Genomic DNA, 26,641 nt, shown 5'->3' with positions numbered 1-26,641 from the left:
TGGCCTTTGGAGGGCCAAGGATAAACCACCAGTTGAACTGGTGGTTGCTAACTTAGAACACAAACTTTTATAAGGAAAGCAAAGATTAAAGGAATAAAATCCGAAAATCTGATTAAGGATTATGATCTGAAATTTTTAGGAACATCATATGCATTTATGGAAATACAGGCGATATTACTGCTTATGGAAATAGGAACTCCCTATTCCCAGATAATACATAAAATTGCCAGACAGATGCTCATTGTATTTAAAGATTTATTAGTGAATGCAAGAATTGAGAAGATTATGATAGATCCAGCAATTGCTGCGAAGGCAAAACGTAGTGGCTTTAAAAAGACTACTGGGATTAAAATCTTTTTTGCTCTGGAAAATATGGATAATTATTGCTTGAGAATTGATTTTCCACATAAAGGTGAAGAATATTTTCATTATAATTTACATGAACCCGGTAGGACAACCGCACTTCCATTAAAACCATTTGAATATCGTGCTTTAGTAAAAAAGTATGGTCTGTTGCCAGAGCTTTTTTTTGAATTTGAAGGAAAGTTTTGGTTCCGAAATAATTTTATAAAAAAACTGCAGTCAAAATATGGTGATGAAAAGCATAGGGAACTTAGAGCAGATTTAGAAAAATTATTTCATGAAAAAGCTCATTATCAAATGTTTAATGGAAGTATAGAACGAAGTGAAATGGAATGTTTTATCGTAGAATTTGGAACTGCATTATTACATATGAATTTTGGTGAGTTCTTGTATGAGGATACAGGACAGAATGATATTGACGAAGAAATGCGAAAAATGAAATTGCAAGAAATAGTATTTGATATAATGATGCAATATTATAATATAAAAGTGATTGAAGAGTTAGATGATTGTGAATTTAAAGAAGAGACGGAAAAGCTGAAATCCAGATTTGTAGAAATATTATTTAAAAGTTTTACGAACGCTCCGAAGGAAATTGGTTCAAAAGAGGAATGCTTTAAGATGGAATTGGAGGATTTACTAGGACTTGTATCCGTATATTGTTTATATTCTTAACTATAAAAGTTGAAAATTTGATTTATTAAGAGATTTTCTGACCAAATATTGGGAAAAGGAGGGGAAAGACATGTTTGAACAATATGTAAGTGAAGAGACAATTTTAAAAGAAATCATGTATTATATAGATACCGATTTCTATAATTATGCTGTCATGATTGATGGTGCATGGGGAAGTGGAAAAACATATTTCGTGAAGCATGTATTATTGAAGAAAATTGAATCTAACGAGAAGAGAGTACTGTATGTATCTTTGTATGGCATTTCAAATATCCAGGAGCTAGGGAAAAAGCTATATTTAGATTTTCTGTTTAAGGATAAAAGTAAACTTGTGACAGAACATTCAGAACTGGTTGAAAATGTAATTGGAACAATGATTGATATTGGGGCTCCCTTTATGGGAAAACTGGGCGATATTGATATAAAAGAAAAGAAAATTAAAAACATAGTTCAAAATACTGTTAAACATATTTGTCCTATGAAAAATTGTGTTCTGATATTTGATGATCTGGAAAGATGCGATTGTTCCATACAGGATATTCTCGGATATATTAATGGATTTGTTGAACAGGCTGAAATGAAAGTCATTATAATTGCCAATCAAGAAGAACTCAGAAAAAAGGTAGATGCACAGACTCTAGCAATGCAGATTCGTGCAGTTATTGGGAGGGATGAAACACTTGATTTTGCAGAGCCCAGAAACAGACAGCTTACAGAATATCTTAAATCAATGAAAAAAGGTCTGCCTGAAGATGAAAAAATTAAAAAGCTTTCATTAAACGAGGCAAAAGATCGTGTAACTAGATTGTTTTGTATGGAATCAGAATATGAGCGTATTCGAGAAAAAATAATTGGTACTGTATTTCACTATAATCCTGATATCAAAAAAGTTATGAGCAATTTAATTCAAAAAAACTTTACATATAATACAAATAGTAGAAGACAGCTTGAAAAAAATATTAATTATTTGGCTGAAAGTATGGAAGAAGAGAAACATATTAATTTTCGTACCTTCCAATTTTTCTTGCAAAAAATGGATGGATTGTTCCAGGAACTGAATGTTGAGAAATATGAAAATGTAGATTTCATTTACAAAATAATTATTCTGTCATGTTGGGAAAGTTGTATTTTATTTAAAGCAGGAAAACTAAAAACTGATTTGAAAGATGAATATTATAAAGATGGTGGAAAAATCCGGATTCGGTTCATAGAAGATTATATAAAGTATAGCTGGTTAGATGTTGAAAAAGGAAAGAGAGTTTTAAAGAAGTTTGATGTGGAGGAAAGTAGAGTATATTTATTATTAAATGATCCTATTAATTTGTTACAAAAAGATTGGTATAAGGCAGATAATGACGAGTTTATCCTTGATAATATGGGGGCTGTAATAGAAAAAGCTCGAGATGGAGAATACGATATTGGTTCTTTTGATCGAATTATACAGATATTTTTGCAAATTCACGCTGCAGGTTTTGATATTAAATATGTAGATCAATTAATTCAAGCAATGTGTGAAGGAATTAAAGAGAAAAGAGCAACTGGAAATTTGGATTGTATAGGTACAATGTCTTGGGAAGGAAAGAAAATTGAACTATTATACAATAACTGTATTCAAAAAATTAAAGACGTATATGAAAAATCCATGGAGAAGAAATCAGAAGATGATTTGAATATTTTTTTGGAAGAGGAGGATTGGGCACAAAAAATATATGAGTACTGTTATGCTGCAAAACATCCTCAAAAACAGGAGGATTATTCGAAAAAATTATCTCCATTTCTTAAGGCATTAGATGTGAAGATACTTATTGAAAAGCTTAGAAATTCGAATGGAGAAAATTTGCAAAAATTTGCTTCTGTTCTTCGTTTAGTATATCCACTAGAATATAATTCAAATGCTTTTTTTGAAGATAACGAAGAAAGAAAAAAATTATGTCTTGCAATGAAATATTGCAAAGAAAATGAAACACAGTTGATTAGAAAATTTCAGTATCAGATAATTGAAGAACACCTTTTGAAATTTACAGATTTTGAAGAAGGTACAAAAGAATAGCAGTATTAATAAAGCGGCAATTTTGTGAATGAATAATTGGTTCACAATATATTTTTCGAGGAATACAAAAATGGGAAGATTGAGATGTTTTTCAGTTGATATTATTTTACGGTATAACAGTAGAGACTTGAATGGTAACGAAGAAGATTCCTCCGAATTTATAATGGGGGTAAAAGAGAACATTTTTTGGAAGAAAACTTATACCATAAATGAGTCATTGGAAGATTATCCAGGAAATAGCATAATAGCTCAAGAGGAAATGCAATTCTGTTTAAGCTGTGGCTGGCAGAATGAAGAGAGAACATTACCGGAAAATTATTTTTCTTTAAGGGTAGAAAATATTGTAGCGCATGAAGAAAAGGAAGCCTGGGGAAAAATTGAAAATAGTTTATTGGATATATGCAGAACGCTTAGTCTTCAGTTGAATATACATAATTGCAATAAACAAAGTTTTCAGCCAAGGGTGCAATGGGAGAATGATAGTATAAATTGGAGCGCTAAACCGTATGAACCATATGAAAACTTACTGGATAAGTTAAGTGAGCCTGTGGAATACGTAGATCAGAATGGAATGAAACATATTTGCATTCAGGTTCAATCTAAAATAGGAATGAAAGTAAGCACGTCCTGTATACTATATGGATATTTGAAAAAGAATGAGTTCTTATCTCTATTGAATTTGGAAATAGATGAAAAAATGAAATTTCTTATTGAGGAATATTTTATTGCACTTGGTTCCGAGAATATGACCAGCAAATTTTTCCATTTATTTGCTATTATTGAATTCATAGAAAAAGAATATGCTGGATTGGCTGGTGCTAATAAATTGCTCTCTGCTGAGAATGTGAATGAAATGCTACAGGAAATTAAAGGAAAACTTGATTCTGAGGCTGATAAATCCAAACAAATTTTGAGTACACTAAAGGGAAATTTGAACAGAATGACGGATATTGGACGTGCACAAAAACTAGCAAATATATTGAATAGGATGAAAATATGTAATCTTCAGGAGTGCGGTAATGAATTAGCAATCAATAAAGGAAGTATGCAAAAGTTAATTGATTTGAGAAATCACTATTTTCATGGTGATTCTGGAAAAGAAAATGAAAAACTTTTAAAAATAGATATTGCAGTGGCAGAATTGATGGAAATATGCCTCCGGGTGATCCAATACAAAATTTCGGATATTCAGATGCAAAATGAAATAAATGAGTAACTAAGATTTAGAGATGTATAGTTAATATTGAAGGAACATAGAGGAAAGACAAGTATGATTAATATTAATAACAAACCATGGAGTAAATTAAGATCTACTGATATTCAAAAATTTTTATCTGGAACTGAAGATGAAAACTTTTTCTTTGAATTTAAAGCTGATGAGGAAACTCCGGCAAAATTAGTAAAAGAAATATCTGCATTTGCAAATACATATGCATTGAGAAGTGCCTATGATATTATCGTTACAAAAGATGGTGATAAAGAAAAATTCATGGTTATCCTTAATACGTTGACAAATCTCTATGAAGCATCAAAGCCGGAAATCTTTGAGAAAAACTGGAGCAACGAGAAGTTTGCACCGCTTGTCTATTTGCATGGCCTTTTCTACCACACTATCGATGATGAAAAAGTAGCTCGTGCCAGACAGAAAATGAATCAAATTCTAGATGGCAGTGTTACCGCAAGTCAAGATTTCGTTAATTATGTGCGCAAGGAACCTGCACAGCACATGATTAAAGGCACAAAGGCAATTGATCTTTATAAAGTTGATGTTGAACAATTGAGGAAAGAGATAAAGGTTGCTACGTATAAGGCGATTGAGATTAATGACTTGAAGGAATACATCGCGCAAGCTCTTGAGCAGATGCTTAATAGAAACTGTACCAGAACTAAATTTTCAGAGCGTTTCAAACGTATTATTGATTCCTATAATGCAGGTGGCACTGAAAATGAGGATTATTATGAGCAACTTGTTAAGCTCCTTGAAGAACTTCGTCAGGAAGACAATCGAGCCAATACCGAAGGTCTAACTGAAGAAGAACTGGAAATTTACGATTTGCTGATTGCCGGAAAAAAATTAACACAGGCTGAAGAGCAAAAAGTAAAACTCTCTGCGAAAAATCTCTATAAAAAATTGATAGATAATCGCAGTAGCCTTCTTGTTGTCGATTGGTACAAAGATGAACAGCCTCGTGCAAAGCTGAAATATGAGGTTGAATTATCATTAAATGATGATTTGCCGGAAAGCTATGATAAAGCAATATTCGATTCCAAGGTATCTCTGCTCATGAACCACTTTGTGGACATGGCGGTTCAAGGATATGGTTGGATTGGTGCTGCATAAGGAGGTGTTTCAGTAAGTGAAAGCAAAAAAATGGCTTACCATTATTACACTGTGTGTGTCGATTTTTTCTCTCAGCGTAGCATGTATAATTGGAAAAGACAGTAATTGTATTTCTTATGATGTTTCAATGGCATTGCTTGGAAGTGCTGTGCTTGGATTTATAATGTCGCTTACAGAATATTATGTAGAGAAGCGAAAGGCAATGGAAGAGTTTTGGTTACAGTCAAACAAGATTTTGAAAGAATTACGTAAAATCAAATATCTAGAACTCGATGCACCAGTAGAATTAATTAAGGATGCATTATTAGAAGAACAAGCAAATGATTGGAATGCAAAATTCCCATTACTTATAGATGATTCTGGTATTACGCATAAAGCAAAAAGCACTTTGATTTCGTGGTTTGAAGAGAATATACAAATGTCATTCAATGAGAATTCGGACATTGAGGCTGAACTAGAGAAATACTATAGCGCTTCCTTAAAAACCTATAAAGATACATTTTTAAGGTGCATGAGGTCTTATCAAGATGCTTCTTCAATTGATTTAGGATTGATCGATAATGCATATGGAAATCTAGATTTTATAATATCAAATCATTCAATTCGAGAATATGCTTACAATGATATCTTTGATAAAATGAGAAAGTTTGTTTATCAATTCAGAGAAGAGGCATATCACTTTAATTTGCTAAATGATGGGAAAGGAAATTTTGCTGTATGCGCATCCAAGGTTGTAGATTTGAATAAGTTATTCTTTGCAACTAAAGATGTGGAAGCTCATGGCTATGTCAATACATTAGTATATCAAACAGCATTTGATGAGATAGAATCCGAATTGGAAAAGTTCAGATGTCAAATATATAAGGCAAAGTATGTTCCTGTTAAAGCCAGTCCAATCTCAGGAATGATGCGATATTTTGGAGAGGATTCCGAAACGAAAGGTACAGATGAATAATAAAATGACCACACTGGAGTAAGTCTATACTCTAGTGTGATCATTCTTATTTTTGAGTTCCGTTGGAAGGCTTTGCTTAGAAATTAATCTTTGTTTTCGTTTACCTTATTTCAACAAAAATGCAACCTGTATGAAATTGCAGACGAATTGTCTATGATATAAAATAATAATTGTGAAAAAGTGATTTGCATAATTGTAAGTCACTTTTTTAATTTTTCAAAATCCTATTGACACAGAAAAAATCAAATTGCTACATTGGAGCTGCAACAGGAAACGATTTCAAAAACGGAGGGTTTGCAATGAGAAAAGCAAAAAAATGTAACATAGGGAAGCAGAAATTAACAATGGTTTGGCTGGCACTGGTGGTTTTATTCCTTGGGAGCTTTATAAGACCAGTGGGTGTCCAGGCTGCAAAAATGAAACTGAACAAATCGGCGGTCACCATCAATCGGGGAGCTTCCACGTCGCTGAAGGTATCAGGAAGCAAAAAGAAAGTAAAATGGAGTTCTTCTAAAAAATCCGTTGCATCCGTTTCTGCTACCGGGAAAGTATCTGGAAAAAAAGCCGGAACGGCATACATTTATGCCAAAGTTGGAAAACGAACCTTAAAATGTAAGGTGACAGTGAAAGAGCCGGATAAATCCAAACGCATTAATCTGGCAAAAAAAGAAGCAAAGAAAATTGTAAAAAAATTTGTAACTGCGGATATGAATACAAAGGAGCGGGCTTTTGTATTATTCCGGTATCTGACCGAGCACTGTTCCTGGCAGTTAAATCAGTCTTCAGAGGCATACAAGAAAAACTATGGCAATGAAGCCTATGCAGCTCTGGTTATGAAAAAGGCTGCCTGCTCCGGATATGCAAAAGCCTATATAATGCTTTGTGAAGCTGCGAACGTTCCGGTACGGCATGTAAATGCTAACAGCTGGACACACCAGTGGAATGAAGTAAAAGTAAAAGGAAAGTGGATCAAGGTTGATGCATATGGTGGAACCTTTGCAGATACCACCGGAATTCGAAAATCCTTAAGAACTTCATCGGAGGATCAGGAACAGTTAGTATTTCATTTTACGATTGAGAGATAATTTCAGAATGAAAATAGAGAAGCTGGGGCAGAAATGGAATATGCCAGTAATAGATGTTGACAAATATAGCATAATAAAATTATAATATGTATATAATATTACTATGAAAGCGAGAGGTGATCTTATGAACATTCGTCCATCAGCTGCTATTAGACAAAATTATAATGAGATTGCAGATCTTTGCCGTAAATCTTCAGAGCCTGTTTTTCTGACAAAAAATGGAGAAGGTGATCTTGTGGTGATGGATATTGAATCCTTTAACCGACGGGAGAAAATGTTGAAATTAAGAGAAGAACTGCTTGCTGTTGAAGAGGATCGTCTGGCAGGAAGAACAGGATGCAGTCTTGATGAATTGGAAAGTTATCTTGATAATATAATAGAAGAGGGCTGAAAATGTCAGAAAGAAGAAAATATAAAGTTATCATATCCGACCGGGCCAAGCAAATGCTTGGAGTACATATTCGTTTTCTGGCACAGGTAGATAAGGATGCCGCAAGAAATAAGAAAAAAGAATTAATGGAAGCAATGCGTTCCTTAACGTACAGTCCAAAGCGTTTTCCCTTTTTTGATGAGCCGTATATTCCATGCAATAAGTATCACAAAATGTTTATAAAAAACTGGTATTTGATCTTGTATCAGATTGAGGATGATACAGTTTATGTGGATTACATTTTAGACTGTAGAAAAGAGTATAATTGGATCATCCGTTGAACCAGCAGTTGTACTTATTTGCAACCAAAATGCGACACTATTGCAACATCTCTAATATTGACTTCGGATTCTCTTTATAATAGAATGGTATTCGTAAAAAGAAGGCACGAAAAAGCAGTTTGTTTTATGCAGACTGTTTTTTTTGTGCCTTCTTGTCGTATAAATAATAGGAGGGCAACACATGGCGAACACAAAAAAAGCAATTGAAGAAGTAACGGAAAAAGAAATTCCACGCGCAGCCTATGAAGGTGTCTTAACAATTGACGTTGATGCGCAGGTGGAGAGTGCACAGGAACAGGAGGATACCAGATGGCACCAGCTTTTAAATGCACACCGTACCAGAAAGGTACTCACAGGTCAGCTTGGTGGTATTGAGAAGCTGGAGAGCGGCTGGATGGTAGCAGTCACATATTATAATGGCTTTCGTATCATTATTCCAATGAATGAAATGATGATTAACTTAAGCGGAGACGGGCGGGAAAATGCAGACACTTTAAACCGCCAGGTGCGGATTGCAAACAACATGCTTGGCTGTGACATTGATTTCATTATCAAGGATCTGGATACCAAAAGCCGGAGCGTAGTAGCCTCCCGAAAAGATGCCATGCTGAAAAAGCGTCAGACCTTCTATATTGGAGAAGAGGGGGAGAAGCCGCTTCTGTACCCTGGAAGAATTGCAGAAGCCCGGGTGATCGCAGTGGCGCCAAAGGCAGTACGTCTGGAAGTGTTCGGTGTGGAGGTATCTGTCAGGGCGCGTGATATGGCCTGGGAGTGGATGCTGGATGCCAGCGAAAAATTTCAGGTTGGAGATCTTATCCAGGTCATGGTCAATAAAGTAGAGGGACAAGAACCGGAACATCTCAGCGTGGAAGTGGATGCAAAAACGCCGACTGCTAATCTCAACAAAGATAATCTTCGGAAATGCCACAGGCAGGGCAAGTACACAGGTGTGATTACAGAAGTTTATAAGGGGACTTATTTTATGCGTCTTGATATCGGGGTAAATGCAGTAGCACATTCCTGTAACATGCCAACCCTTCCCGGTAAGGGAGACAAAATCGGCATTGTGGTGACCAGAATTAACGACAATTATGAGGTTGCGGAAGGGATTATTACAAGACTGATTAAAAGATATAAATAAAAAGACAGAACGAATAAAAATCCTATTGACACAGAAAATGCGATTTTTTTACAATCGGGACAAACAGGAAAGGAGACGAATGAAATGGCAAAAATGAAGAAAAAACAGCAGAATGAAAAACTGTATTGTCCCTACTGCGGAAGGCTGGCAGTGCTGCGACCAGCAGAGTATGTTTATGGTAAGCGCAACTTAAATCCGGATAATTACTTATACGTTTGCAGTGGCTATCCGTTCTGTGATTCCTATATTGGAGTACATAAAAAGAGCATGCGCCCTATGGGAACCCTGGCAAATGGAGATCTTCGCCATAAGAGGATTGAGGCACACAGGGCTTTAAATAAGGTAGTACAGACAGGGATTATGACGAAGCATGGCGTTTACATCTGGCTTCAGAACCGCCTATGCCTGCGGGAAAAGGATATGCATATAGGGATGTTCTCAGAATACCGTTGTGAGGAAACCATCCGGGAATGTAATGCGCTTATGGAACCTTATACAAAAACGAATCGGATTTCTCCGCGGGAGAAGAAAACGATGGCAGCATGAGAAATGGAAAAAATATCCTGCGTATGCAGGCGGATGAGGAAGACGTTTATCATCTGATGGATTTAAAGGAACTGTATTTTGTTCTGATCGGGCTTGGCTCCTTTATAGAGGGGATTGCAGTATATTTTTTATTGTTTAAAATCAGATGCTGGGATCTTATATACCTGTGCGTGGTGCTTTTCCTTGGGATTTTTCTTCTTCTAAGGCAGTCAAATAAAATCAGTAAAAGAATCATGGAAGCAGAAGTCTGTTACATGGAGCTGGATGAATTCAGTCTGGCAGTCTGTCAGCCGGAAAAAAACGGGCATTATGAATGCTGCCGGATCTTTTATGAAGAGATTGATAAAATTGTAGAAGGTAGCCACAGGGGAATCCCGGAATTTTACATTGTATTGGGCGAAAATAAAAACCGGGAAAGTTTTTTTCTTCTGGACGAGGAAGAACAGGACCGGACGATCTTTCTTGTCCGTTCGTTTGGATTTAACCGTCAGAGGTTTACGGAGTTTTACCGGAAGCTTCGCTGGAATGTTCCTGGGAAAACCCGGATCATTGGGACAAAGAACCAGGAGGTATGGAATCTTCGAAAACCAAATATCGAAGTCTGCATTGTAGCAGGAATGATTGCCTGTTATGTGATTCCAAAACTCCTGGAAATTATGAAGTTACACTAGGAGGAACGGGATTATGAAATGGTATACAGCCATTGGAATCAAAACGGAAGATGATGAGGGCAGGCTTTTGGTAAAGATTGGCGGACAGGAAAAGGTGCTCACAGAGATAGAAGCCATGCTCTGGGCGGCTCTTACCTGGAGTGTTTGTGAGGAGAACAGAATTTATTCCCAGATGTACCGGGTACTATGTATTACATTTGGAGAAGAGAAGGCAACTGAGTGGGCGGATGAAGAGGATTTTTTGTTTTGCTTAAGGCGCCTGAAAAAACGCGGTCTGGTAGCAGAGTGTGATGGCGCGAGTAAGGAGGAAGCTTTGTGGTTCCTTCTTAGTAAATCTGTGGTATCACCTGCCAGGGATTCGTTTTTTGAACGGTTAGGCGCATTTGCAGATGACCTGGCACTTGGAAAAGGACTGAAAATCGCACTGCGGGCTTTTAAAAGCCCTGTGCTCACCTATGAAGAGCGAATGGTTCTACAGCAGATTGCAGGTAATGGCTATGTCCCTTATCATCTGGCAGAGTTAACCAGACAGGCGGGTGCCGTTCCCCTGTCTGTGGAAGAACGAAAAAACGTTCAGAACCAGGCCCTGCAGAAATTCATGCAGATCCTGGTTTCCCTGTTTAAGAAGAAACAGTTTGTAATCAGCTGCATCAAAGAAGGAGGTCTCCTTGAAGAAAAAGAAGAAATGGAAAACGTGGCTGTCTGAACAGTTCAGAAAATGCAGAGAAAATTATGCCAGGATACCGGATTTTTTTAAAAAGAGGATTGTGAATACCTTGCTTTTATCTTTTCTCCTATTATATGGTGGTTGTGCGCTTGGCCTGACACAAAAATCAGCCGGATTTGTGGGCTGGACCGTCTATTTAACAGTCTGCGGGATCGGGTATGCGCTTTATATTTATTATCTGGCAGTCACAAAGTCCTATGAGGTGGTGGAAGGAACCGTGACAGAGATCCATGCGGAACTTCTCTTTGATGGTTTTAAGAGAGTTCTGGTGCAAGGGGATGATGGGCTTACAACAGAGTTACTGTTAAATAAAGAGACAACTGTCATGCATGGAAAGACATACCGCTTTTATTTTAACCAGAGTGACCATGCGCGGTCCGGTATTCACAGGCTGGATGCCGCTTTTGATTTTGGGAATTTTTTTGGCGTGGAGGAGGTAAAAGAGTAATCCAGGGCGGGGAGCATCAGGCATGGTTCGAGTCCATGCCGCCCTGTTTCCATACAGCTGTATGGAAAATATGAAAAAAGGAGAGATTTTATTTATGTCGGAAACAAAATGTGGAACCGTGAAATGGTTCAGCGCAAAAAAAGGTTACGGATTTGTAACCGGGGAGGATGGGGAAGATTACTTTGCCCATTTCTCCCAGATTAAAATGGAAGGTTTTAAAAGGCTTTCCGGCAAGCAGCCTGTACAGTTTGAAGTCGGTGCCGATGAAAATGGCAGGGAAATTGCAGTGAATATTGTCCCTCTTACAACAGGGGAAGAAGCGTAAGAGCTAACAAATTTTGAAACACAAAATATATAAAAAATGTGTTTGACAGCCACTATATCTTGTGGTAACCTTTAAATGAAATCATATTTTATCAGCCATTACATGGTTGATCTTTCATTTGGATCCGGACATTCCGGATGTTTATCTTTTGGGCAGTTCGCCTTAAAACCAGCAAATACTTTGGAACATTGGAAGACGCGAAGAGAAAGGTTTTCTTTTGGTGTCTTTTTTTGTTAAAAAAATGAAAAGGAGGAGCCAGAATGAGAAAAATCAAAGAGACTGTACTGGTCAAAATGAAAAAAAGAAGTGCCAAATAACCCAAAAAGAAAAGGAGAAGATTTATGCGGGAAGTAAACTGGGATGATGTAAATTTATTAGAACTTGGAGTGCTGCTTGACATGGCAAAAGATGGATATTTTTTCCAGATTGCGGATGGACGCATCAGATCCATTGTAGTAAAGCTCATTTCCTGAACTCAAAGGAGGGGCTATGTACTATAAGGATGATTTTAACGTGACATTTAAAGAGGAATCTGCTTTTTACAGATATCTGGATGATGTTGAGAAAAGGGCTGAATGGTTCCGTGCACAGAGTAAGGATCTGAAGGTAGAAGCAGTAACAAAGGATAGTATCTGTTCCCCGATTGGAAATATCAATCTGGAATATTTAAAAGAAGATACCCTGAAAAATTCCGGGCTGATGATAAAAACCCCGGATCGCAGCTGCTATCTTGGAATATCTGCAGTCAAAAGCTTAAAAGGCAGAGCCCGGATTGATGGAAAGGCTCTTGCAGAACTGGACAAGGAAACCCTTGCCTATATTTTGAATGAATGCCTGAAAGTTTCTAAGGGAAAATCCCTACTCCGCTTTTGTGAAGGCAAGGTGCGGGCAGTTTTATCTGGTGATGAAAAGGATTATTCAATTATGTCCATGCCGGAGGTCTACACAATTGCAGGAGCTTATATCTATAGTGATTTTGAAACAGCTGCCTTTAAGTCCGGATGTGCAGACCACAATCTGGTAAATGCAACATGGGAGTTAAGGGACCAGCGGCTGAACGAATCTTATCAGGAATTATTAGGACGTTATGGGAAAACTTTTAATGGGGAACTGTCTGCGTCAGTCAGGATCAGCACATCTGATGTAGGAAGCTCCGGTGCCAATATATTTTATACGGTGTCTGCCAATGACCAGTACATTATATTAGGTGAAACCCTGAAAGTGCGCCATAAAAACTGCAAGGGAACCGAAGATTTCAACCAAAATATGGCATCCATTTTTGAATATTATAAGGCAGCCGTACAGGAGGTTTTGCAGCTTTGTGATATCTGGGTGAATCATCCTGCAAATGCCATGATCGGTGTCATGAAGCAGGCAGGCTTTTCCAAAAAGCTGATTGCAGAAACGGTAGAACGCTACCGCGCATCAGCTGGAGAGCAACCTTGCAGTGCTTATGAAATTTATTGTGGAATCTGTGATGTTATTTCAATCGCAAGACAGCAGGAAACCAATGAACGGGGACTGCTTCTTCTGGAAGAAAAAGTGGCAGCCTGTGTAAACAGGCGTTGGCATGAACTTGACATTCCAGGTGAAATTAAATATTAGGAAAAACAGACGAAGGCAGGAAATCCTGTCTTTTTTGTATGTAGGAGGAAATTATGCAGTATCCGGATTGGCTTATGAAAGCAAAAGAATCTAAGAAACTACTCCAGTGGATACAGGATCCGGTGCACAGCTTCAAAATGTTTCACGGTCGGCTATTACTAAAATGCCAGGAAGAGGACTGCATAGTGTTTTATGCAGTTGATTCCAAGGAAAAGGATTGTTTACAGCTTAAGGAACCAAAACTTTGTGGTGTACTTTATCTGCCGGATTATTTTTTGTATGAAGTGGACACTGCTTTTTATGAAGCAGTCGGGATACCTGCCGATTTTATTTTTCCAACCAGGGAAAATCTTAAAAAAGAAGTGGAAAGCAGGGTCACCCATCTGGTGAAAAATCTGATTGATACAAAATGGGACAAGCTCCTGTTAAAGTACCAAAACCAGAGGGACAGCCTTTTTCCTAATATAAACCGGACACAGGTGCAGGAAACTTCCAAAAGATACCTGAAGGCCAAAATAAAGCCGGAGGAGCTGTTTTACAGTCCAAAGTTTTCCTTTGCAAAGATGCAGGTGGAGTACACGGATGTAATGTTTCTTTACTGCCTGAACCACCACGAGAAGGCTGTACAAATGATTGCAGATAAATGGCTGAAGGAATCTCTTTGGGAGATTTCCCAGAAAAGGATCTACCTTGGATGTGTCCGCGAAGAAATGGAAGAGCTGCAAAAAAAGGCAGCATGAAGGAGGAAATGGATTTATGAGTAAATTTGAGTATTTGAATCTGACTCAGAAGATGATCAAAATAAGAAAGATGGTGCCAAAGTTGATACGGAAACGGTACAGCGAAGAAGTACCTTATGATTTTGTGCGGCTGGATGATATTTATGAATACCTTACCCCGGCGCTAACGAAATATGGCGTGGATTTTGAGGTACTTACCGAAAAGCCCACCCAGGTGGATTCTTCCGGAAACCAGGTATATCTGATACCATTTGGCAATTTATGGCGGTATGAAGCAGATCTGAAGCTCTGCTGGGTAAATGCAGATCGTCCAAATGAAAAAAGTTACAGTGACATTCATGTGGTCGGAACCAATGAGGTTCCGGACAAAGCCAAAGGTGCAGCCTGGAGCTATGGACTGAAATATTATCTATTAAATAAGTATAACATCGTCCAGGCAAACACCGAGGATCCGGACATGCGCGGCCCTGTTCCGGATGGCGACAAAACAAAAAAAGAAAAAACACAAAACAAAGGAGAAAACACGAAACCAGACTTATCCCCTAAGAAAACAGTTTCGGTTACTAATGCTGTAAAATCAGAGTCCAAAAAGAAGGAAGCCAAAGAAAAACCAGAACATCCCCCGAAATCTGGTTCTGCTGAGGCTTCTGCTGAAGAAATCGGACAGTCTTTAAAACGAAACGAAAAACTTACCTCAAAGACGGTTCGTAATGGCAGTGCAGTGAGTGGCAAACAGACTGTTAAGATTTCGGAAGATTCTTTTGATCTTGAAATCAGTCCTGACGAGATCCGTGATTTACAGGATAATAATGATAATTTACCAGGCCAGATGCAGTTTGGCATGGAAGAAAAGAACCCAGAAGAGGTTTTTGAAGAGACAGACCAGGAAGAGGAAGAATTTCACTTTGTCAGTGAGGAAGATGAAAATCCATTTGACGACGAGAAGGAAGAGGAGACCGCAGAAGATTTCCCTATGGATTCAGAAGAGGATGATGTGGAAAAAGCGAAAAAAGTAATATGTAATTTTGGCTTATTTAGCGGGATGTCCCTTGGTGAAATTTTGTATAAACCAGACGGTCCCAAAACTTTAAGATGGATGGGAAGCGGATATAAAGGAAGCAATAACGAAATGAGGGAGGCTGCAAAGATTATTATGGATTACGAAGATCATAAAAAAATAGCAGCATAAAATGATTGTGGCTCCGGAAATACGGAGCCACATTTTTTAGGAGGAATCATGTACGAACATCCCTTTACCATAAAAGAAGTGGCGTGGCTGTTATCCATCCGTTGTCTTGATGGCGGCACCGCCCAGGAATTCCCGGTGGAATGCCCATACTGTGGTGACACCAGAGGAAAATGCAGTTTTTGTGTCAGTAAAAATGGAGAAATAAAAAATGTTTTTAACTGTTTTCACTGTGGAGAAAGCGGAAATATGCTTACTCTGTATGCAGACATTATGGGATTTTATGGAGCAGACCGGTGTAAGGAAGCTTATCAGGATATCCGGAAACGGCTGGAACTTAACAGGCAGGTGACAGGAAATGGGTATAAAAAGATGACAGCCAGTTCTGGCATGAAAGAGGTGGTGCCTAAAAGATCACCCGAATACCTGGATTTTGTGTACTGGGAACTGCTTTCCCTTTTAAAGCTTCAGGAGCGCCATAGACAGGATTTAAAAAGACGCGGTGCAACTGCCTTGGAGATAAAGGAATTGGAACTAATAGGCTATAAAAGTATAGAACCGGAAAATTCTGTTTCTATAGCAGAAAAACTGTTGGAAAAAGGCTTAAGGCTGGATGGAATCCCAGGTTTTTTCCGGAACCGGGACGGTATATGGGAAGCAGCTTTTTATGAGGGAAACCAGGGCTATCTGTGTCCCGTATATTCCCTTGATAGAAAAATAGCAGGTTTTCAGATACGTGTTGATAATCCTATAAATCACCGGAAATATATCTGGTTTACAAGCAGTGGATTTTCGGGAGGAACTTCAAGCGGCAGTCCGGCCGGGGTGTCCGGCTATATAAGCCCGGTACAAAGGAGCATCCATGTAACAGAAGGAATTTTAAAGGCAGAGCTTGCCAGCTTGAGAAGCGGATATCCTTATATTGGAATCCCTGGGGTGGGAAACTATAAAAGTCTGTTTCCTGTGCTTGCAGATTTAAAAAGCAGGGGGTTACAGACCGTGTACGAATGTATGGATATGGACAAAATGATGGATCTTACCTGCCGTTGTGACTGTATGGAAAAGTGCATCGTATGTGGGACACCGGAACGTTTGTTGAGAAAACAGGAGTGCCCACAAAAAAGGAGGAAGCGTGATACCATCCGGAAAGGATGCCTTAAACTGTATGACATGTGCGAAAGGCTTGGGTTAAACTGCCAGAGAATCAGCTGGGACACGGATGCAGACGGTTTGTGGCTTGGCAATTACAAGGGCGTAGATGACTGGATTTACAGCAAGCCACCAGAAGAAAAAGAGAGTTTTTATTGATTTAGTCAAATAAAAGGGGATCTGAAATCTGTATTCAGGTCTCTTTTTATCTGGCTAAACAGGCCAGTAGAAAGGAGAAAAAGATGGAAATCAGGGACAGACCATGCCTGGTAAAAACCAGGGACAGACCATTATCTAGGAGAGGAGAAAAACATTGGGTAAATTTAAGGGAAAAAGGTGGCTTGCAGGTGCAATGGCGGTTATGCTGTGCTGCAGCAGCTTCCTTCAGACAGGTGTTTTTACAGTATCCGCTGAAGCGGAGACAGAAGTGGCACAGGAGGCTGTGCAGGAACCGATGGCAGTAGAGAAAACAGAAGAAGAACTGATCACGGAGACCGTTGCAGATCCTTCTCTTGCTCTTGAAATTAAGCAGGGAACTGCCTTTGATGTAGCGAAAGATTTTACAGGGTTAGGCTTAAAAGATGGTGACAGGGCAGAACTGAAAAAGGCTGCCATGGAGGATGGAACCACATTTGATTCTGGAAGACCAGGGATCTATAAATGTGTTTATCAGATCACACCTAAAGAAGGTGATTCTTATCTGGTTGCAAGAACCATTACCGTAACTGAAAAAGAACCGGAAACCCAGGCTGCTGGACATTCCGGTTCTGAGGAGTCTGGGGACAGCGAAGATCCTGACCCTCTGCCTGAACAGCCAGCAGTTGCTGTGGAAGTTCCTGCAGAAGAGGAAAAAAAGGATGCAGATCTGGCAGAGATACCAGTAGAAGGTGAAGAAGCAGATGTGTCTGTGGAAACAGAAGTGGATACAGAAGAGAAACCGGAGAACACAACAGAGACAGATATTCAAGAGGATGATGGTTTTGGTTCTGAAATTCTTTCAGAGGAAGAGTTTGACTCCGAACTGGAACGCGCTGAGGAAGAGAACACTGTGGATCCGGAGACCGGACTGACGCTCGGTGAAGTGTTAGAACAGGCCCAGGAACAGAACCTTGATCTTATGGAAATGGAAGAAGGGGAAACTGCATCTTTTATTGCTACATATGCTTCTACCACAACCGATGTCAGTGTAACACGCGGAAGCTGCTATTATTACAGTGACTATGATCTCGGCTCTTACCTGACCTATAAATATACCGTCAGCTTTAACAATGTAACAGCAACTGCCTATTGCATTCAGCCGTCCAAGAGTAGTCCAGGGGATGGTGTATTTAAGATTAGCAGACTGGGAGATGGAAAGAAACTTGCCAAGGTCTGCTACTATGGAACAAAGGCATCCGGAGTTAATGGTTTCTTTAAAACAGAGCACCCGGATTTTTCCGCAGGAAAGCAGTTTGTAATTACCCACCTTGCAGTATCATACGCAAGTGGAAGTGACGATGCATTTTCCGGTGCAAATGCAAACGGCCAGGCACTTGCTATGGAATTATATAACTATTGCATGGCTCAGCCGGAGATCCCAGATGTAGCCATGGCGTTTTCCAATCCGAATGTGACCGCTTACATTGATGGAAGTGAGCAGCGCACAGAAGAAATCAAGTTTAAGGCAGATACCCTGCAGAACATTACCATGAAGCTTCCGGCCGGTGTGGTATTTCATAACGTGGATACCGGTGAAACAAGCGAAGGTGGTGCTAAGGTAAAGGTGTATGGTGGAACAACGTTTTATTTATCCGCACCCCTGAATCAGGCCACAGCCGTTGCAGGTTCCTGGAAATCCACTATGAAGGGTTATATTACGAAGGATTTTTCCGCATATAAAGTAACCACAGGTACTGACACCCAGAACCTGGCCCTGGTATTCGGCGAGGGTGTGGACGATGAGAAATACGTGGATTTTTCCGTTACCTGGCTTCAGCAGGCGACCATTGAAATCATAAAAAAAGACAGAGGTTCCAATGCCCTTTTAGCTGGCGCGGTTTATGGCGTGTATGGTGATGAGGCCTGCCAGAACCTGATTGTGGAAATGCCTCCAACAGATGAAAACGGTGTTTCTTCTGTTACCATTGATAAAACACAGGATGTGGTTTATTTAAAAGAAATCACAAGCCCTGTCGGCTATCTTGTGGATGCCACTGCCCATGATGTGACCCTTGTCATGGGAAGCAAAGTTACCAAGGAACTGCTGGACGATGAGAAAAAGGCTTCTCTTACCGTTTATAAAGAGGGTGAAGTTTTAACCGGTGCAGATGTAACGGATGAAAAGGTAACCTTCCGTTATGAAACAAGAAGGCAAAAAGGTGCGGTATATAATGTCTACGCAGGAGCGGACATTGTGGCTGCAGATGGATCTACTATTTATCAGAATGGTGCCCTTGTAAAAGAAGGTCTGACAACCGGAGAGGACGGAAGTGCAACCCTTGATAACTTAAACATAGGAACCTACGTGGTAACCGAGACACAGGCACCGGATAAGCTGGTCTGCACCGGTGAATCCCAAACCGTAACCTTATCAGCTGCCGGTGAAAACGAAGAAGTTTCTTTTAGCACGGTTACCTTTACCAACGACAGACAAAAAGCCTCTGTATCTTTGGTAAAACAGGATGGGGAAACCAGACAGCCGCTTGCAGGTGCTGTTTTTGGAATGTATGCAGGGAATGATATTGTATCTGCAGACGGGAATGTGATTGTCAGAAAAGACACCCTGATTGAAAAGGTAGCTACTGGTACGGATGGAAAAGCAGGTTATACCGCAGACCTTCCGGTTAACAATTCCTACTATATCAAAGAACTTCAGGCACCCCAGATGTACGTGTTAAATACTTCTGATGTTTATTCCTTTGCATTTAATTATGCAGGGGATAAAGAGAAAAAAGTAGAATTTACACATACTTTTACAGATGAGCGCGTCCGTGTGAATATCCATCTTACAAAGGAAGACAGTGAGACGGGAAAGAACGCACAGGGAGATGCAGCTTTAGAAGGTGCTGTTTATGGCCTATATGCAAGGGAAGCAATTAGTTACCCGGATGGCAGCAGCGGGATCCTTTATCCAAAAGACGCCCAGGTTGCGACACTTACCACCGACAAATCTGGAAATGCAAGTGTATCCGGTCTCTATCCTGGAAAATACTATGTAAAAGAGATTACTCCACCTGCAGGTTATGTCCTGGATGAAGAAGAGCATGATGTGGAAGGCAGCTATGAAGGTGACCAGGTGAAAGAAATCGATTGTACCATTACAGTTGCCGAGAATGTGAAAAAACAGCCGTTCCAGCTGATTAAGGCTGCAAATAACGGAAAAACAGATGCAGATCTGTTAAAAGGCGCCGGATTTTCCGCTTATCTCGCAAGCAGTTTAAGTACAAAAGAGGATGGTTCCTATGATTTTGCAAATGCCGTTCCCGTAGTGCTGACAGAAGATGGAAAGACCGAGATCTTTACGGACGAAAAAGGCTATGCCTGCACAATCCCACTTCCATATGGAACTTATGTGGTAAGGGAAACCACAACACCGCATAATTTCAAACCCGTTGACGATTTCACCGTTGTAATCAGTGAGAACAAGTCAGAACCCCAGGTTTGGAGAGTGTTATTGGACGATGAGTTTTCCGCAAAACTAAAAATCATTAAACAGGATGATGAAACCAAGAAGCCGGTCCTGGTTGCAAACACCGAGTTTAAAATTTATGACCTGGATGAAGGAAAATATGTGGAGCAGACGACCACCTATCCAAGTACCGTTACCCATAAATCTTATTTTACGGATGAAAATGGTTATCTGATCCTGCCAAGTGCTCTTAAATGCAGCAACTACCGGATCGAGGAAGTAATGGCCCCGGACGGCTATACCCAGAATACCAATTATGTAGAAATAAAGGTGGACAGCAACACCGCTTACCAGATGGATTCTACAACTGGGGATGCAATCATTACGGTTGTCTATGAGAACCATCCGGCAAAAGGAAAGCTCATCATCCATAAATCGGGGGAAACCTTAAAATCGTTCAAAAAAGATTTTACCTACGAGGAAACTTCCCTTTCTGGTGCTGAGTTTGCGGTTTATGCCGCAGAGGATATTTATACCCCAGATCATCAGGTGGATGAACAGGGTAACCGTGTTGTTATTTATGCAAAAGACACCCTAATCCGGAAGGTTACAACGGATGAGAAGGGAGAAGCAGTTTTGGCTGATCTTCCCCTTGGAACTTACCTCGTAAAGGAAACCAAAGCTCCAACTGGTTTTGTACTTAATTCTGAAAGCAAGGAAATTACTTTCCTGTATAAAGACCAGGATACGCCGGTCGTGGAGGAAACCGTGGAAATTTCCAATAATCGCCAGAAGGTAGATCTTAAAGTAGTGAAAGAGGATGCTGAAAATGGTAAAAAACTGGAAGGTGCCGAATTTGGAATTTATAACAAAAATGACATTTTATCCGGTGATAAGGTGATCGTAAAGGCAGATACCCTGCTTCAGAAGGTCATGAGTGATAAAAACGGACTGGCACAGTTTACCCTTGATCTGCCTCTTGGAAAGTATTATGTGAAAGAACTGCAGGCACCGGAAGGTTATGTTTCCTCAGATGAAATTATGGAATTTGATGCCAGCTACCAGGGACAGGATGTTAAGGTGGTAAAATTATCTGCTACAAAGAAAAACCAGCCAACGACTGTTGAAATCACAAAAGCAGATGTGACTACCGGTGTGGAGCTGGACGGTGCTTCCTTACTTATCCTGAATAAGAAGGGCGAAGTAGTGGATTCCTGGACATCTGTGAAGGACAAACCACATGTAATAAAAGGCTTAAAAGTTGGAGAGACTTATACTCTTCGGGAGCAGATTGCGCCGTATGGCTATTTACGTACAACAGATATCACCTTTAAGATTTCCGATACCGCAGAGGTTCAGAAGGTAAGGATGGAAGATGATGTTCCTTTTGCACGCCTGCTGGTAAATAAAAAAGGTGAGTTCTTGGACGATGTTACCCTGCTTGATAATGCCAAAGGTGTAGTGGAGCATTTCTTCAGTTATGTAACCGGAAGTCTGACAGATGTTTCCTTTAATGTGTACGCCGCCGAGGATATCCGTGCAGCAGATGGTGTGAGTGAAAATTATTATACAAAAGATCAGCTTGTGGGTACCATAACAACCGACGGAACAGGTATCGCAGAGCTTGACAATCTGCCTCTTGGCAAATATTATATTGTCGAAAAAGAAACCTCCTATGGATATGTATTAGACGACGAGCCAAGATACGTGGATCTTACCTATCGTGACCAGGACACTCCGGTTGTAACCTATAGTGCGGACTGGCAGAACCGCCGTCAGAAAGTACAGGTAAATGTCTTAAAGAAAGAAAAAGACAGTGACAAGGTTCTTTCCGGCGCTATCTTTGGACTTTTTGCAGCGGAGGACATTACATCTGCAGGCGGTAAAGTACTGATTGAAAAGGATACCATCATTGAGTTGAAGGCCACAGATGAAAGCGGCTGGATTCACTTTATTGCGGATCTTCCGATCCGTGCAAAGTATTACCTGAAAGAAATCTATGCACCTGACGGATATGTGCGTGCGACCGAAGCCCAGGAATTTACTTTCGAGTATCAGGGTGATAAAACCACCCAGGCAGTCTATGAATTTACTTTTGAGGATGTGCAGACTTCTGTGGAGCTTTCCAAGGCAGACTTAACAGATGGAAAAGAGCTTCCAGGCGCTTCCTTACAGGTATTGGATTCCACTGGAACTGTTGTGGAAGAGTGGATTTCTACGGAAGAACCCCATATGATCCGTGGCCTGCTGGTAGGCGAAACCTATACCATGGTAGAAACGAAACCGGCAGATGGATATACCACCGCAGAAAGTATTGAGTTTAAGGTGGAAGATACTGCAGAAGTTCAGAAGCACCAGATGTTAGATGATGTCACAAAAGTAGAAATCAGTAAAACCGATGTGACAGATTCCAAGGAAGTTCCAGGTGCGAAGCTGACCATCCTGGACAAAGATGGAAAAGTAGTAGAAAGCTGGGTATCTGATAAAGATCCGCATATGGTGGAGAAACTTCCGGTTGGAACCTATACCCTTCGGGAAGAACAGGCACCGGATGGGTACCTGGTTGCGGAAGAGGTATCTTTTGAGGTCAAAGATACTGGGGAAATCCAGAAGGTGGAAATGAAAGATGCCCGTCCTACTGGAAAACTGATTCTTAAGAAAACCGATGCAGAAGATAGCTCCCCTCTTGCCGGAGCAGAGTTTGAGCTTCGGATCAAGAAATCTGGAAAAGTTGTGGCAACCCTTGTCACAGATGAAGAGGGCGTTGCCACAAGCGGAGACATTCCAATCGCGACCTATAAAGATGGAAAGATGAAAAAAGAAATCGAGTACATCCTGGTTGAGACCAAAGCGCCGGATGGCTATGTGAGAAGCGAAAAAGAGGAATCCGTTGTATTTACCTATCAGGATGATAAGACCAAAGAGATTGAGATCACCAAAGAACTTACTAATGAGCGGATTCCAACTGGCGGTTATGTAAAATCTCCGAAAACAGGAGATGACACCAACATCTGGCTTCCTATCTTTCTTCTTGTTTTATCAGTGGGCGGAATTGCCGGAATCTTCTGGTACACCAAAAAGAAAAACCATGAGGAATAAGAAATCTGGACTGTCACTTCGGTGGCGGTCCTTTTTTCGTGTAAAAAATTGGAAATGGAGGGAATTATGAAGCAGGTAAAAGAAATGGGAATCGTGGCTGTGTGCCTGATGCTGCTTGGTTTTGGAATCTGCATGGGAATCGGAACGTATCTTATGTACCGGGATGGGGAAGAGGAATATAACACTCTTCGGGAATATGTTGCCGTGGAAGAACCAAAAGAAAATGCAGATGGTGAAACACCGGAGAAAAACCAGAAAGAAACCGTTACCGTGGATTTTGAAGCTTTGAAAAAAATAAATCCGGAAATCATTGCCTGGATCCGGATTCCGGACACCAAGATTGATTATCCGGTTGTGCAAGGGACAGACAACGAATATTATCTAAAGCGTACCTTTAAAAAGACAGAACATGTAGCTGGGAGCATTTTTCTGGATAAAGATAATAGTTCGGATTTTTCCAACCGAAAGAGCATTCTATATGGCCACAATATGAAAGATGGCAGTATGTTCCAGGGGCTGCACAAGTACGAAAATGAGCAATATTTAGAAACACATAATAAAGTGTACCTATATCTGCAGGATGGACAGTCCTTGACCTATTCGGTAATAAGATGCGAATATATAAATGCGGACAGCGATACCTTCTGGCTGGGAGAGCCAGTTGAAACCAGTCAGCTTTTATTATCCACCTGTGGTTCCGATTCTTCGAAACGGCTGGTGCTTTTTTGTGAACTACCAGAGGAAGAGGAAGAATCAGAGGTAAATGGCGAGGATATAAATATGGAAGTCTTTTAATCGCAGGGAGCCACAATGCCATCCTTGATAACAAAAATATCAAAGATGGCATTGTTTTTTAATGTGTAGTGTTTACGCTCGTATTTTCCGGGGATTGCAATTCAAATGCAATATATTCAAAAATTTCTCTTAAATCACTGTCAGCCTGTTCAGATAATTCAACCTCATAGATCATATACCATAATCATTGCGGATATCTGCAAAGGCTTTTTTCGCATTTTTAGTCCGTCCAGCCTGCATATCCGAATATCCTTTCTCCAATTCTTCATTGAATTCTGCTTCAGATAATGTATGAATGTCAACAGGTCTTGAAGATGGTAATTTCACCTCAAATGGAAGTCCTCTTTGTAAAATAATCTGTTTATAAAACATATTAATAGCACTGGAAGCTGGAATTCCAAGCGCAGACAGAATACTTTCTGCTTTTTCTTTTACATCTGGTTCGATTCGTGCATATAAATTTGCTGATTTTGCAGCCATATAGATTCGCTCCTTTCAAGAAAAATATGTTATCTATAGTTATTAGACACAAATGTCCGTACAATAGCAATACTATTTGAAGATTAAATTAGATGTAAATGGCGGGAAGAAAACTTCCCATTCATATGACGATAATTGAATATTTTAAATAAACTGAGGTCAGATTTATCGTAAGATATTAATGAGGTCTTCCGTTAATCGGTTAATGGGTATATACTCATATTAATCGAATCGGTCAACGGAGGCGGCTTATGAATGATAAATTTTATGCATTGTCGGAAGAAAAACAATCGCAAATATTAAATGCTGGGTATAAAGTATTTGCAACGAATCAATATAAAAAGGCGCCAACCTCAGAAATTGCGGCAGAAGCTGGAATATCCAAGTCACTATTGTTTCATTATTTTCATAACAAACTGGAGTTATATCTTTTTCTATGGAAGCATGCAGCGGATTTAACAAGAAAATACATGTGTAAATATAAGGTATATGAAACAGATGATTTTTTTGAAATGATGCGTCGTGGTCTGATGGCTAAGTGTGCAGTGATGAGAAAATATACATTTTTATCCTTATTTTCCGTAAATTCATACTTTGAAACGGAGTCCGATATTCAATCCATCATCCAACCGGATGTACAGGATGCTGCCCAAACGACATTGGAATTACTTCAGTCAATTCTGAATCTCGATTTCATCCGTAAGGATATAGAATTTGCCAGTATATATAAAGAAATTCTGTATGCTTCAGATGGGATGCTTAAATATTGGTACAGAACAGGAAATTATGATGTAACTGTTTTTGAGCAGGAATATCTGGAAATGATAAATCATTGGGAAATAGTTTATGGAAAGGGGACGGAAAATGACAGAAAACAGTTATAAGACACCTAGTGGCTGCATCCATTATTTTGTAAATATAATAGATAAACAAAAAATTACATTAGTGTTTTTGCCAGGACTTACAGCAGATCACAGGCTTTTTGAGAAGCAGACAGAATATTTTGAGAAAAAACAGAATGTGTTTGTATGGGATGCACCATCACATGCATTATCCAGACCATTTACGAATAATTACAGTCTGTCTGACATGGCAGAATGGCTTGATAAAATCTTAGCAAAAGAAGATATTTATAATCCCATCATTATCGGTCAGTCTATGGGTGGATATTTGGCTCAAATGTATATGGAATTATATCCGGATAAGATAAAGGGCTTTATCTCCATTGATTCTGCACCGCTTCAAAAGTCTTATATGACAGCAATGGAAATATGGCTTCTTGAAAGAGCAGAGCCGTTATATAAAATATATCCATGGAAAGCACTTCTTAGGGCTGGTTCAAGAGGGTGCGCAGAGACGGATTATGGTCAGAATCTTATGCAAAAGATGATGATGTCCTATGATTCAGATCCTAAAGAATATGCAAGGCTTGCCGGTTTTGGTTATAGAATGCTTGCTGAGGCAATCAAAGTAGATCTGCCATATCATATCAGTTGTCCGGCATTACTTATCTGTGGAGAAAAGGATAAAGCGGGATCAGCAAAAAGCTATAATAAGAAATGGCATCAGAGAGAAGGTTTACCCCTTAAGTGGATAAAGAATGCTGGTCATAATTCCAACACTGACCAACCGGATGAAGTAAACAGGCTTATAGAAAAATTTATCAGAGAGGTAGATAGGGAAGGAGTGTCTGGATGAAATCAACCATACAGTGGAAAAAAGTTTTATATGGAATTGCATTGATAGTGATTGGTATAATATTAGCTGCTCTGCATTTTATTGTGGCTGGAAATGGGATCGGATGTTTCCTTTCTGGCATTATTGCAGTTATGTCGGTATTGGTAATATTAGTTGGAACTTATATGACGTCAGGTGGAATCAAAAACTGTAAATGAAACCAGATTGATGAAAAAATGAGTTTCCTGACTGTGTACATATGGCA

Annotated in this window: 25 protein-coding genes; 24 read left to right on the top strand and 1 reads right to left on the bottom strand. The window is 39.6% G+C overall.

What is annotated here, in order from left to right; all coding sequences use genetic code 11:
* The first annotated feature begins 156 nt into the window (after positions 1-156).
* From DWZ38_RS14840 to srtB, 21 genes are all read left to right on the top strand, one after another.
* Entirely contained in the window at positions 157-1,038 is an 882-nt protein-coding gene (locus tag DWZ38_RS14840; RefSeq protein WP_117853834.1) for a hypothetical protein, read from the top strand.
* A 70-nt stretch (positions 1,039-1,108) separates the two neighbouring features.
* Entirely contained in the window at positions 1,109-3,088 is a 1,980-nt protein-coding gene (locus DWZ38_RS14835) for a P-loop NTPase fold protein (protein ID WP_117853831.1), read from the top strand.
* A gap of 70 nt (positions 3,089-3,158) precedes the next feature.
* Positions 3,159-4,304 (top strand): hypothetical protein, encoded by a 1,146-nt coding sequence (locus DWZ38_RS14830; RefSeq protein ID WP_117853829.1) that lies wholly within the window; start codon positions 3,159-3,161, stop codon positions 4,302-4,304.
* Between the two features lie 54 nt (positions 4,305-4,358).
* Positions 4,359-5,429, top strand: a complete 1,071-nt coding sequence (locus DWZ38_RS14825; protein ID WP_207661327.1) for a type I restriction enzyme endonuclease domain-containing protein — start codon at positions 4,359-4,361, stop codon at positions 5,427-5,429.
* 16 nt (positions 5,430-5,445) lie between these two features.
* Positions 5,446-6,384: a hypothetical protein gene (locus DWZ38_RS14820; RefSeq protein ID WP_117853827.1), complete on the top strand. Its 939-nt coding sequence runs from the start codon at positions 5,446-5,448 to the stop codon at positions 6,382-6,384.
* 299 nt (positions 6,385-6,683) lie between these two features.
* The gene (locus DWZ38_RS14815; RefSeq protein WP_117853824.1) at positions 6,684-7,469 is read left to right on the top strand and encodes a transglutaminase-like domain-containing protein; all 786 of its coding nucleotides are present in this window, start codon (positions 6,684-6,686) and stop codon (positions 7,467-7,469) included.
* A 124-nt stretch (positions 7,470-7,593) separates the two neighbouring features.
* Positions 7,594-7,860, top strand: coding sequence for a type II toxin-antitoxin system prevent-host-death family antitoxin (locus DWZ38_RS14810; protein ID WP_117853822.1), 267 nt, complete (start codon positions 7,594-7,596; stop codon positions 7,858-7,860).
* Between the two features lie 2 nt (positions 7,861-7,862).
* A complete protein-coding gene (locus DWZ38_RS14805) occupies positions 7,863-8,180 on the top strand; it encodes a type II toxin-antitoxin system RelE/ParE family toxin (protein WP_117853820.1) in 318 nt (105 codons plus the stop codon).
* A gap of 181 nt (positions 8,181-8,361) precedes the next feature.
* The gene (locus DWZ38_RS14800; protein WP_117853818.1) at positions 8,362-9,321 is read left to right on the top strand and encodes a S1 RNA-binding domain-containing protein; all 960 of its coding nucleotides are present in this window, start codon (positions 8,362-8,364) and stop codon (positions 9,319-9,321) included.
* Positions 9,322-9,405: 84 nt separating this feature from the next.
* Positions 9,406-9,867 carry a zinc-finger-containing protein gene (locus DWZ38_RS14795; RefSeq protein WP_117853816.1) on the top strand — a complete coding sequence of 154 codons (462 nt, stop codon included), beginning with the start codon at positions 9,406-9,408 and terminating at the stop codon, positions 9,865-9,867.
* Entirely contained in the window at positions 9,864-10,538 is a 675-nt protein-coding gene (locus DWZ38_RS14790; protein WP_243000282.1) for a hypothetical protein, read from the top strand. Before DWZ38_RS14795 ends, DWZ38_RS14790 begins: the two co-directional genes overlap by 4 nt.
* Before the next feature lie 13 nt (positions 10,539-10,551).
* Complete coding sequence (locus tag DWZ38_RS14785; RefSeq protein ID WP_117853814.1) at positions 10,552-11,244, top strand: hypothetical protein; 693 nt, start codon at positions 10,552-10,554, stop codon at positions 11,242-11,244.
* Positions 11,207-11,713 (top strand): hypothetical protein, encoded by a 507-nt coding sequence (locus tag DWZ38_RS14780; RefSeq protein WP_117853811.1) that lies wholly within the window; start codon positions 11,207-11,209, stop codon positions 11,711-11,713. Before DWZ38_RS14785 ends, DWZ38_RS14780 begins: the two co-directional genes overlap by 38 nt.
* A 94-nt stretch (positions 11,714-11,807) precedes the next feature.
* Positions 11,808-12,038, top strand: coding sequence for a cold shock domain-containing protein (locus DWZ38_RS14775; RefSeq protein WP_117853848.1), 231 nt, complete (start codon positions 11,808-11,810; stop codon positions 12,036-12,038).
* Positions 12,039-12,379: 341 nt separating this feature from the next.
* The gene (locus DWZ38_RS23165) at positions 12,380-12,511 is read left to right on the top strand and encodes a hypothetical protein (RefSeq protein WP_278309167.1); all 132 of its coding nucleotides are present in this window, start codon (positions 12,380-12,382) and stop codon (positions 12,509-12,511) included.
* 16 nt (positions 12,512-12,527) lie between these two features.
* Complete coding sequence (locus DWZ38_RS14770) at positions 12,528-13,643, top strand: hypothetical protein (RefSeq protein ID WP_117853809.1); 1,116 nt, start codon at positions 12,528-12,530, stop codon at positions 13,641-13,643.
* Between the two features lie 53 nt (positions 13,644-13,696).
* A complete protein-coding gene (locus DWZ38_RS14765) occupies positions 13,697-14,383 on the top strand; it encodes a hypothetical protein (protein WP_117853806.1) in 687 nt (228 codons plus the stop codon).
* A gap of 16 nt (positions 14,384-14,399) precedes the next feature.
* Complete coding sequence (locus DWZ38_RS14760) at positions 14,400-15,572, top strand: ERF family protein (RefSeq protein WP_117853804.1); 1,173 nt, start codon at positions 14,400-14,402, stop codon at positions 15,570-15,572.
* Between the two features lie 48 nt (positions 15,573-15,620).
* The gene (locus tag DWZ38_RS14755; protein ID WP_117853802.1) at positions 15,621-16,877 is read left to right on the top strand and encodes a hypothetical protein; all 1,257 of its coding nucleotides are present in this window, start codon (positions 15,621-15,623) and stop codon (positions 16,875-16,877) included.
* A 154-nt stretch (positions 16,878-17,031) separates the two neighbouring features.
* Positions 17,032-23,424 carry a SpaA isopeptide-forming pilin-related protein gene (locus DWZ38_RS14750; protein ID WP_347519889.1) on the top strand — a complete coding sequence of 2,131 codons (6,393 nt, stop codon included), beginning with the start codon at positions 17,032-17,034 and terminating at the stop codon, positions 23,422-23,424.
* Positions 23,425-23,490: 66 nt separating this feature from the next.
* Positions 23,491-24,219, top strand: a complete 729-nt coding sequence (srtB, locus tag DWZ38_RS14745; RefSeq protein WP_178105349.1) for a class B sortase — start codon at positions 23,491-23,493, stop codon at positions 24,217-24,219.
* Between the two features lie 171 nt (positions 24,220-24,390).
* Here srtB and DWZ38_RS14740 read toward each other — a convergent pair whose 3' ends face one another.
* Entirely contained in the window at positions 24,391-24,699 is a 309-nt protein-coding gene (locus DWZ38_RS14740; RefSeq protein WP_117853797.1) for a type II toxin-antitoxin system RelB/DinJ family antitoxin, read from the bottom strand.
* Positions 24,700-24,950: 251 nt separating this feature from the next.
* Between DWZ38_RS14740 and DWZ38_RS22860 the strand changes: the two genes are divergently transcribed.
* The 3 genes from DWZ38_RS22860 to DWZ38_RS14725 are packed head-to-tail and all read left to right on the top strand — an operon-like array spanning position 24,951 to position 26,594.
* Complete coding sequence (locus tag DWZ38_RS22860) at positions 24,951-25,583, top strand: TetR/AcrR family transcriptional regulator (protein WP_243000281.1); 633 nt, start codon at positions 24,951-24,953, stop codon at positions 25,581-25,583.
* Complete coding sequence (locus DWZ38_RS14730; protein ID WP_117853795.1) at positions 25,564-26,397, top strand: alpha/beta hydrolase; 834 nt, start codon at positions 25,564-25,566, stop codon at positions 26,395-26,397. The genes DWZ38_RS22860 and DWZ38_RS14730 overlap by 20 nt, the downstream gene beginning before the upstream one ends.
* A complete protein-coding gene (locus tag DWZ38_RS14725) occupies positions 26,394-26,594 on the top strand; it encodes a hypothetical protein (protein ID WP_117853793.1) in 201 nt (66 codons plus the stop codon). The genes DWZ38_RS14730 and DWZ38_RS14725 overlap by 4 nt, the downstream gene beginning before the upstream one ends.
* The last annotated feature ends 47 nt before the right edge of the window (positions 26,595-26,641 follow it).

Source organism: Ruminococcus sp. AF31-8BH (assembly GCF_003460605.1).
Taxonomy (GTDB): Bacteria; Bacillota; Clostridia; order Lachnospirales; family Lachnospiraceae; genus Blautia_A; species Blautia_A acetigignens.
The sequence above is the reverse complement of the archived record's forward strand: the minus strand, read 5'-3'. Positions and strand labels throughout refer to the sequence as shown.

Bases quoted from the DNA above. Each gene is read 5' to 3' on its own strand.
- DWZ38_RS14805 (WP_117853820.1), top strand. From the start codon at position 7,863: ATGTCAGAAAGAAGAAAATATAAAGTTATCATATCCGACCGGGCCAAG.
- DWZ38_RS14765 (WP_117853806.1), top strand. From the start codon at position 13,697: ATGCAGTATCCGGATTGGCTTATGAAAGCAAAAGAATCTAAGAAACTA.
- DWZ38_RS14795 (WP_117853816.1), top strand. From the start codon at position 9,406: ATGGCAAAAATGAAGAAAAAACAGCAGAATGAAAAACTGTATTGTCCC.
- DWZ38_RS14740 (WP_117853797.1), bottom strand. From the start codon at position 24,699: ATGGCTGCAAAATCAGCAAATTTATATGCACGAATCGAACCAGATGTA.
- DWZ38_RS14800 (WP_117853818.1), top strand. From the start codon at position 8,362: ATGGCGAACACAAAAAAAGCAATTGAAGAAGTAACGGAAAAAGAAATT.
- DWZ38_RS14725 (WP_117853793.1), top strand. From the start codon at position 26,394: ATGAAATCAACCATACAGTGGAAAAAAGTTTTATATGGAATTGCATTG.
- DWZ38_RS23165 (WP_278309167.1), top strand. From the start codon at position 12,380: ATGCGGGAAGTAAACTGGGATGATGTAAATTTATTAGAACTTGGAGTG.
- DWZ38_RS14775 (WP_117853848.1), top strand. From the start codon at position 11,808: ATGTCGGAAACAAAATGTGGAACCGTGAAATGGTTCAGCGCAAAAAAA.
- DWZ38_RS14835 (WP_117853831.1), top strand. From the start codon at position 1,109: ATGTTTGAACAATATGTAAGTGAAGAGACAATTTTAAAAGAAATCATG.
- DWZ38_RS14840 (WP_117853834.1), top strand. From the start codon at position 157: ATGGAAATACAGGCGATATTACTGCTTATGGAAATAGGAACTCCCTAT.
- srtB (WP_178105349.1), top strand. From the start codon at position 23,491: ATGAAGCAGGTAAAAGAAATGGGAATCGTGGCTGTGTGCCTGATGCTG.
- DWZ38_RS14755 (WP_117853802.1), top strand. From the start codon at position 15,621: ATGTACGAACATCCCTTTACCATAAAAGAAGTGGCGTGGCTGTTATCC.
- DWZ38_RS14760 (WP_117853804.1), top strand. From the start codon at position 14,400: ATGAGTAAATTTGAGTATTTGAATCTGACTCAGAAGATGATCAAAATA.
- DWZ38_RS14815 (WP_117853824.1), top strand. From the start codon at position 6,684: ATGAGAAAAGCAAAAAAATGTAACATAGGGAAGCAGAAATTAACAATG.
- DWZ38_RS14810 (WP_117853822.1), top strand. From the start codon at position 7,594: ATGAACATTCGTCCATCAGCTGCTATTAGACAAAATTATAATGAGATT.
- DWZ38_RS14790 (WP_243000282.1), top strand. From the start codon at position 9,864: ATGAGAAATGGAAAAAATATCCTGCGTATGCAGGCGGATGAGGAAGAC.
- DWZ38_RS14730 (WP_117853795.1), top strand. From the start codon at position 25,564: ATGACAGAAAACAGTTATAAGACACCTAGTGGCTGCATCCATTATTTT.
- DWZ38_RS22860 (WP_243000281.1), top strand. From the start codon at position 24,951: ATGAATGATAAATTTTATGCATTGTCGGAAGAAAAACAATCGCAAATA.
- DWZ38_RS14830 (WP_117853829.1), top strand. From the start codon at position 3,159: ATGGGAAGATTGAGATGTTTTTCAGTTGATATTATTTTACGGTATAAC.
- DWZ38_RS14770 (WP_117853809.1), top strand. From the start codon at position 12,528: ATGTACTATAAGGATGATTTTAACGTGACATTTAAAGAGGAATCTGCT.
- DWZ38_RS14785 (WP_117853814.1), top strand. From the start codon at position 10,552: ATGAAATGGTATACAGCCATTGGAATCAAAACGGAAGATGATGAGGGC.
- DWZ38_RS14825 (WP_207661327.1), top strand. From the start codon at position 4,359: ATGATTAATATTAATAACAAACCATGGAGTAAATTAAGATCTACTGAT.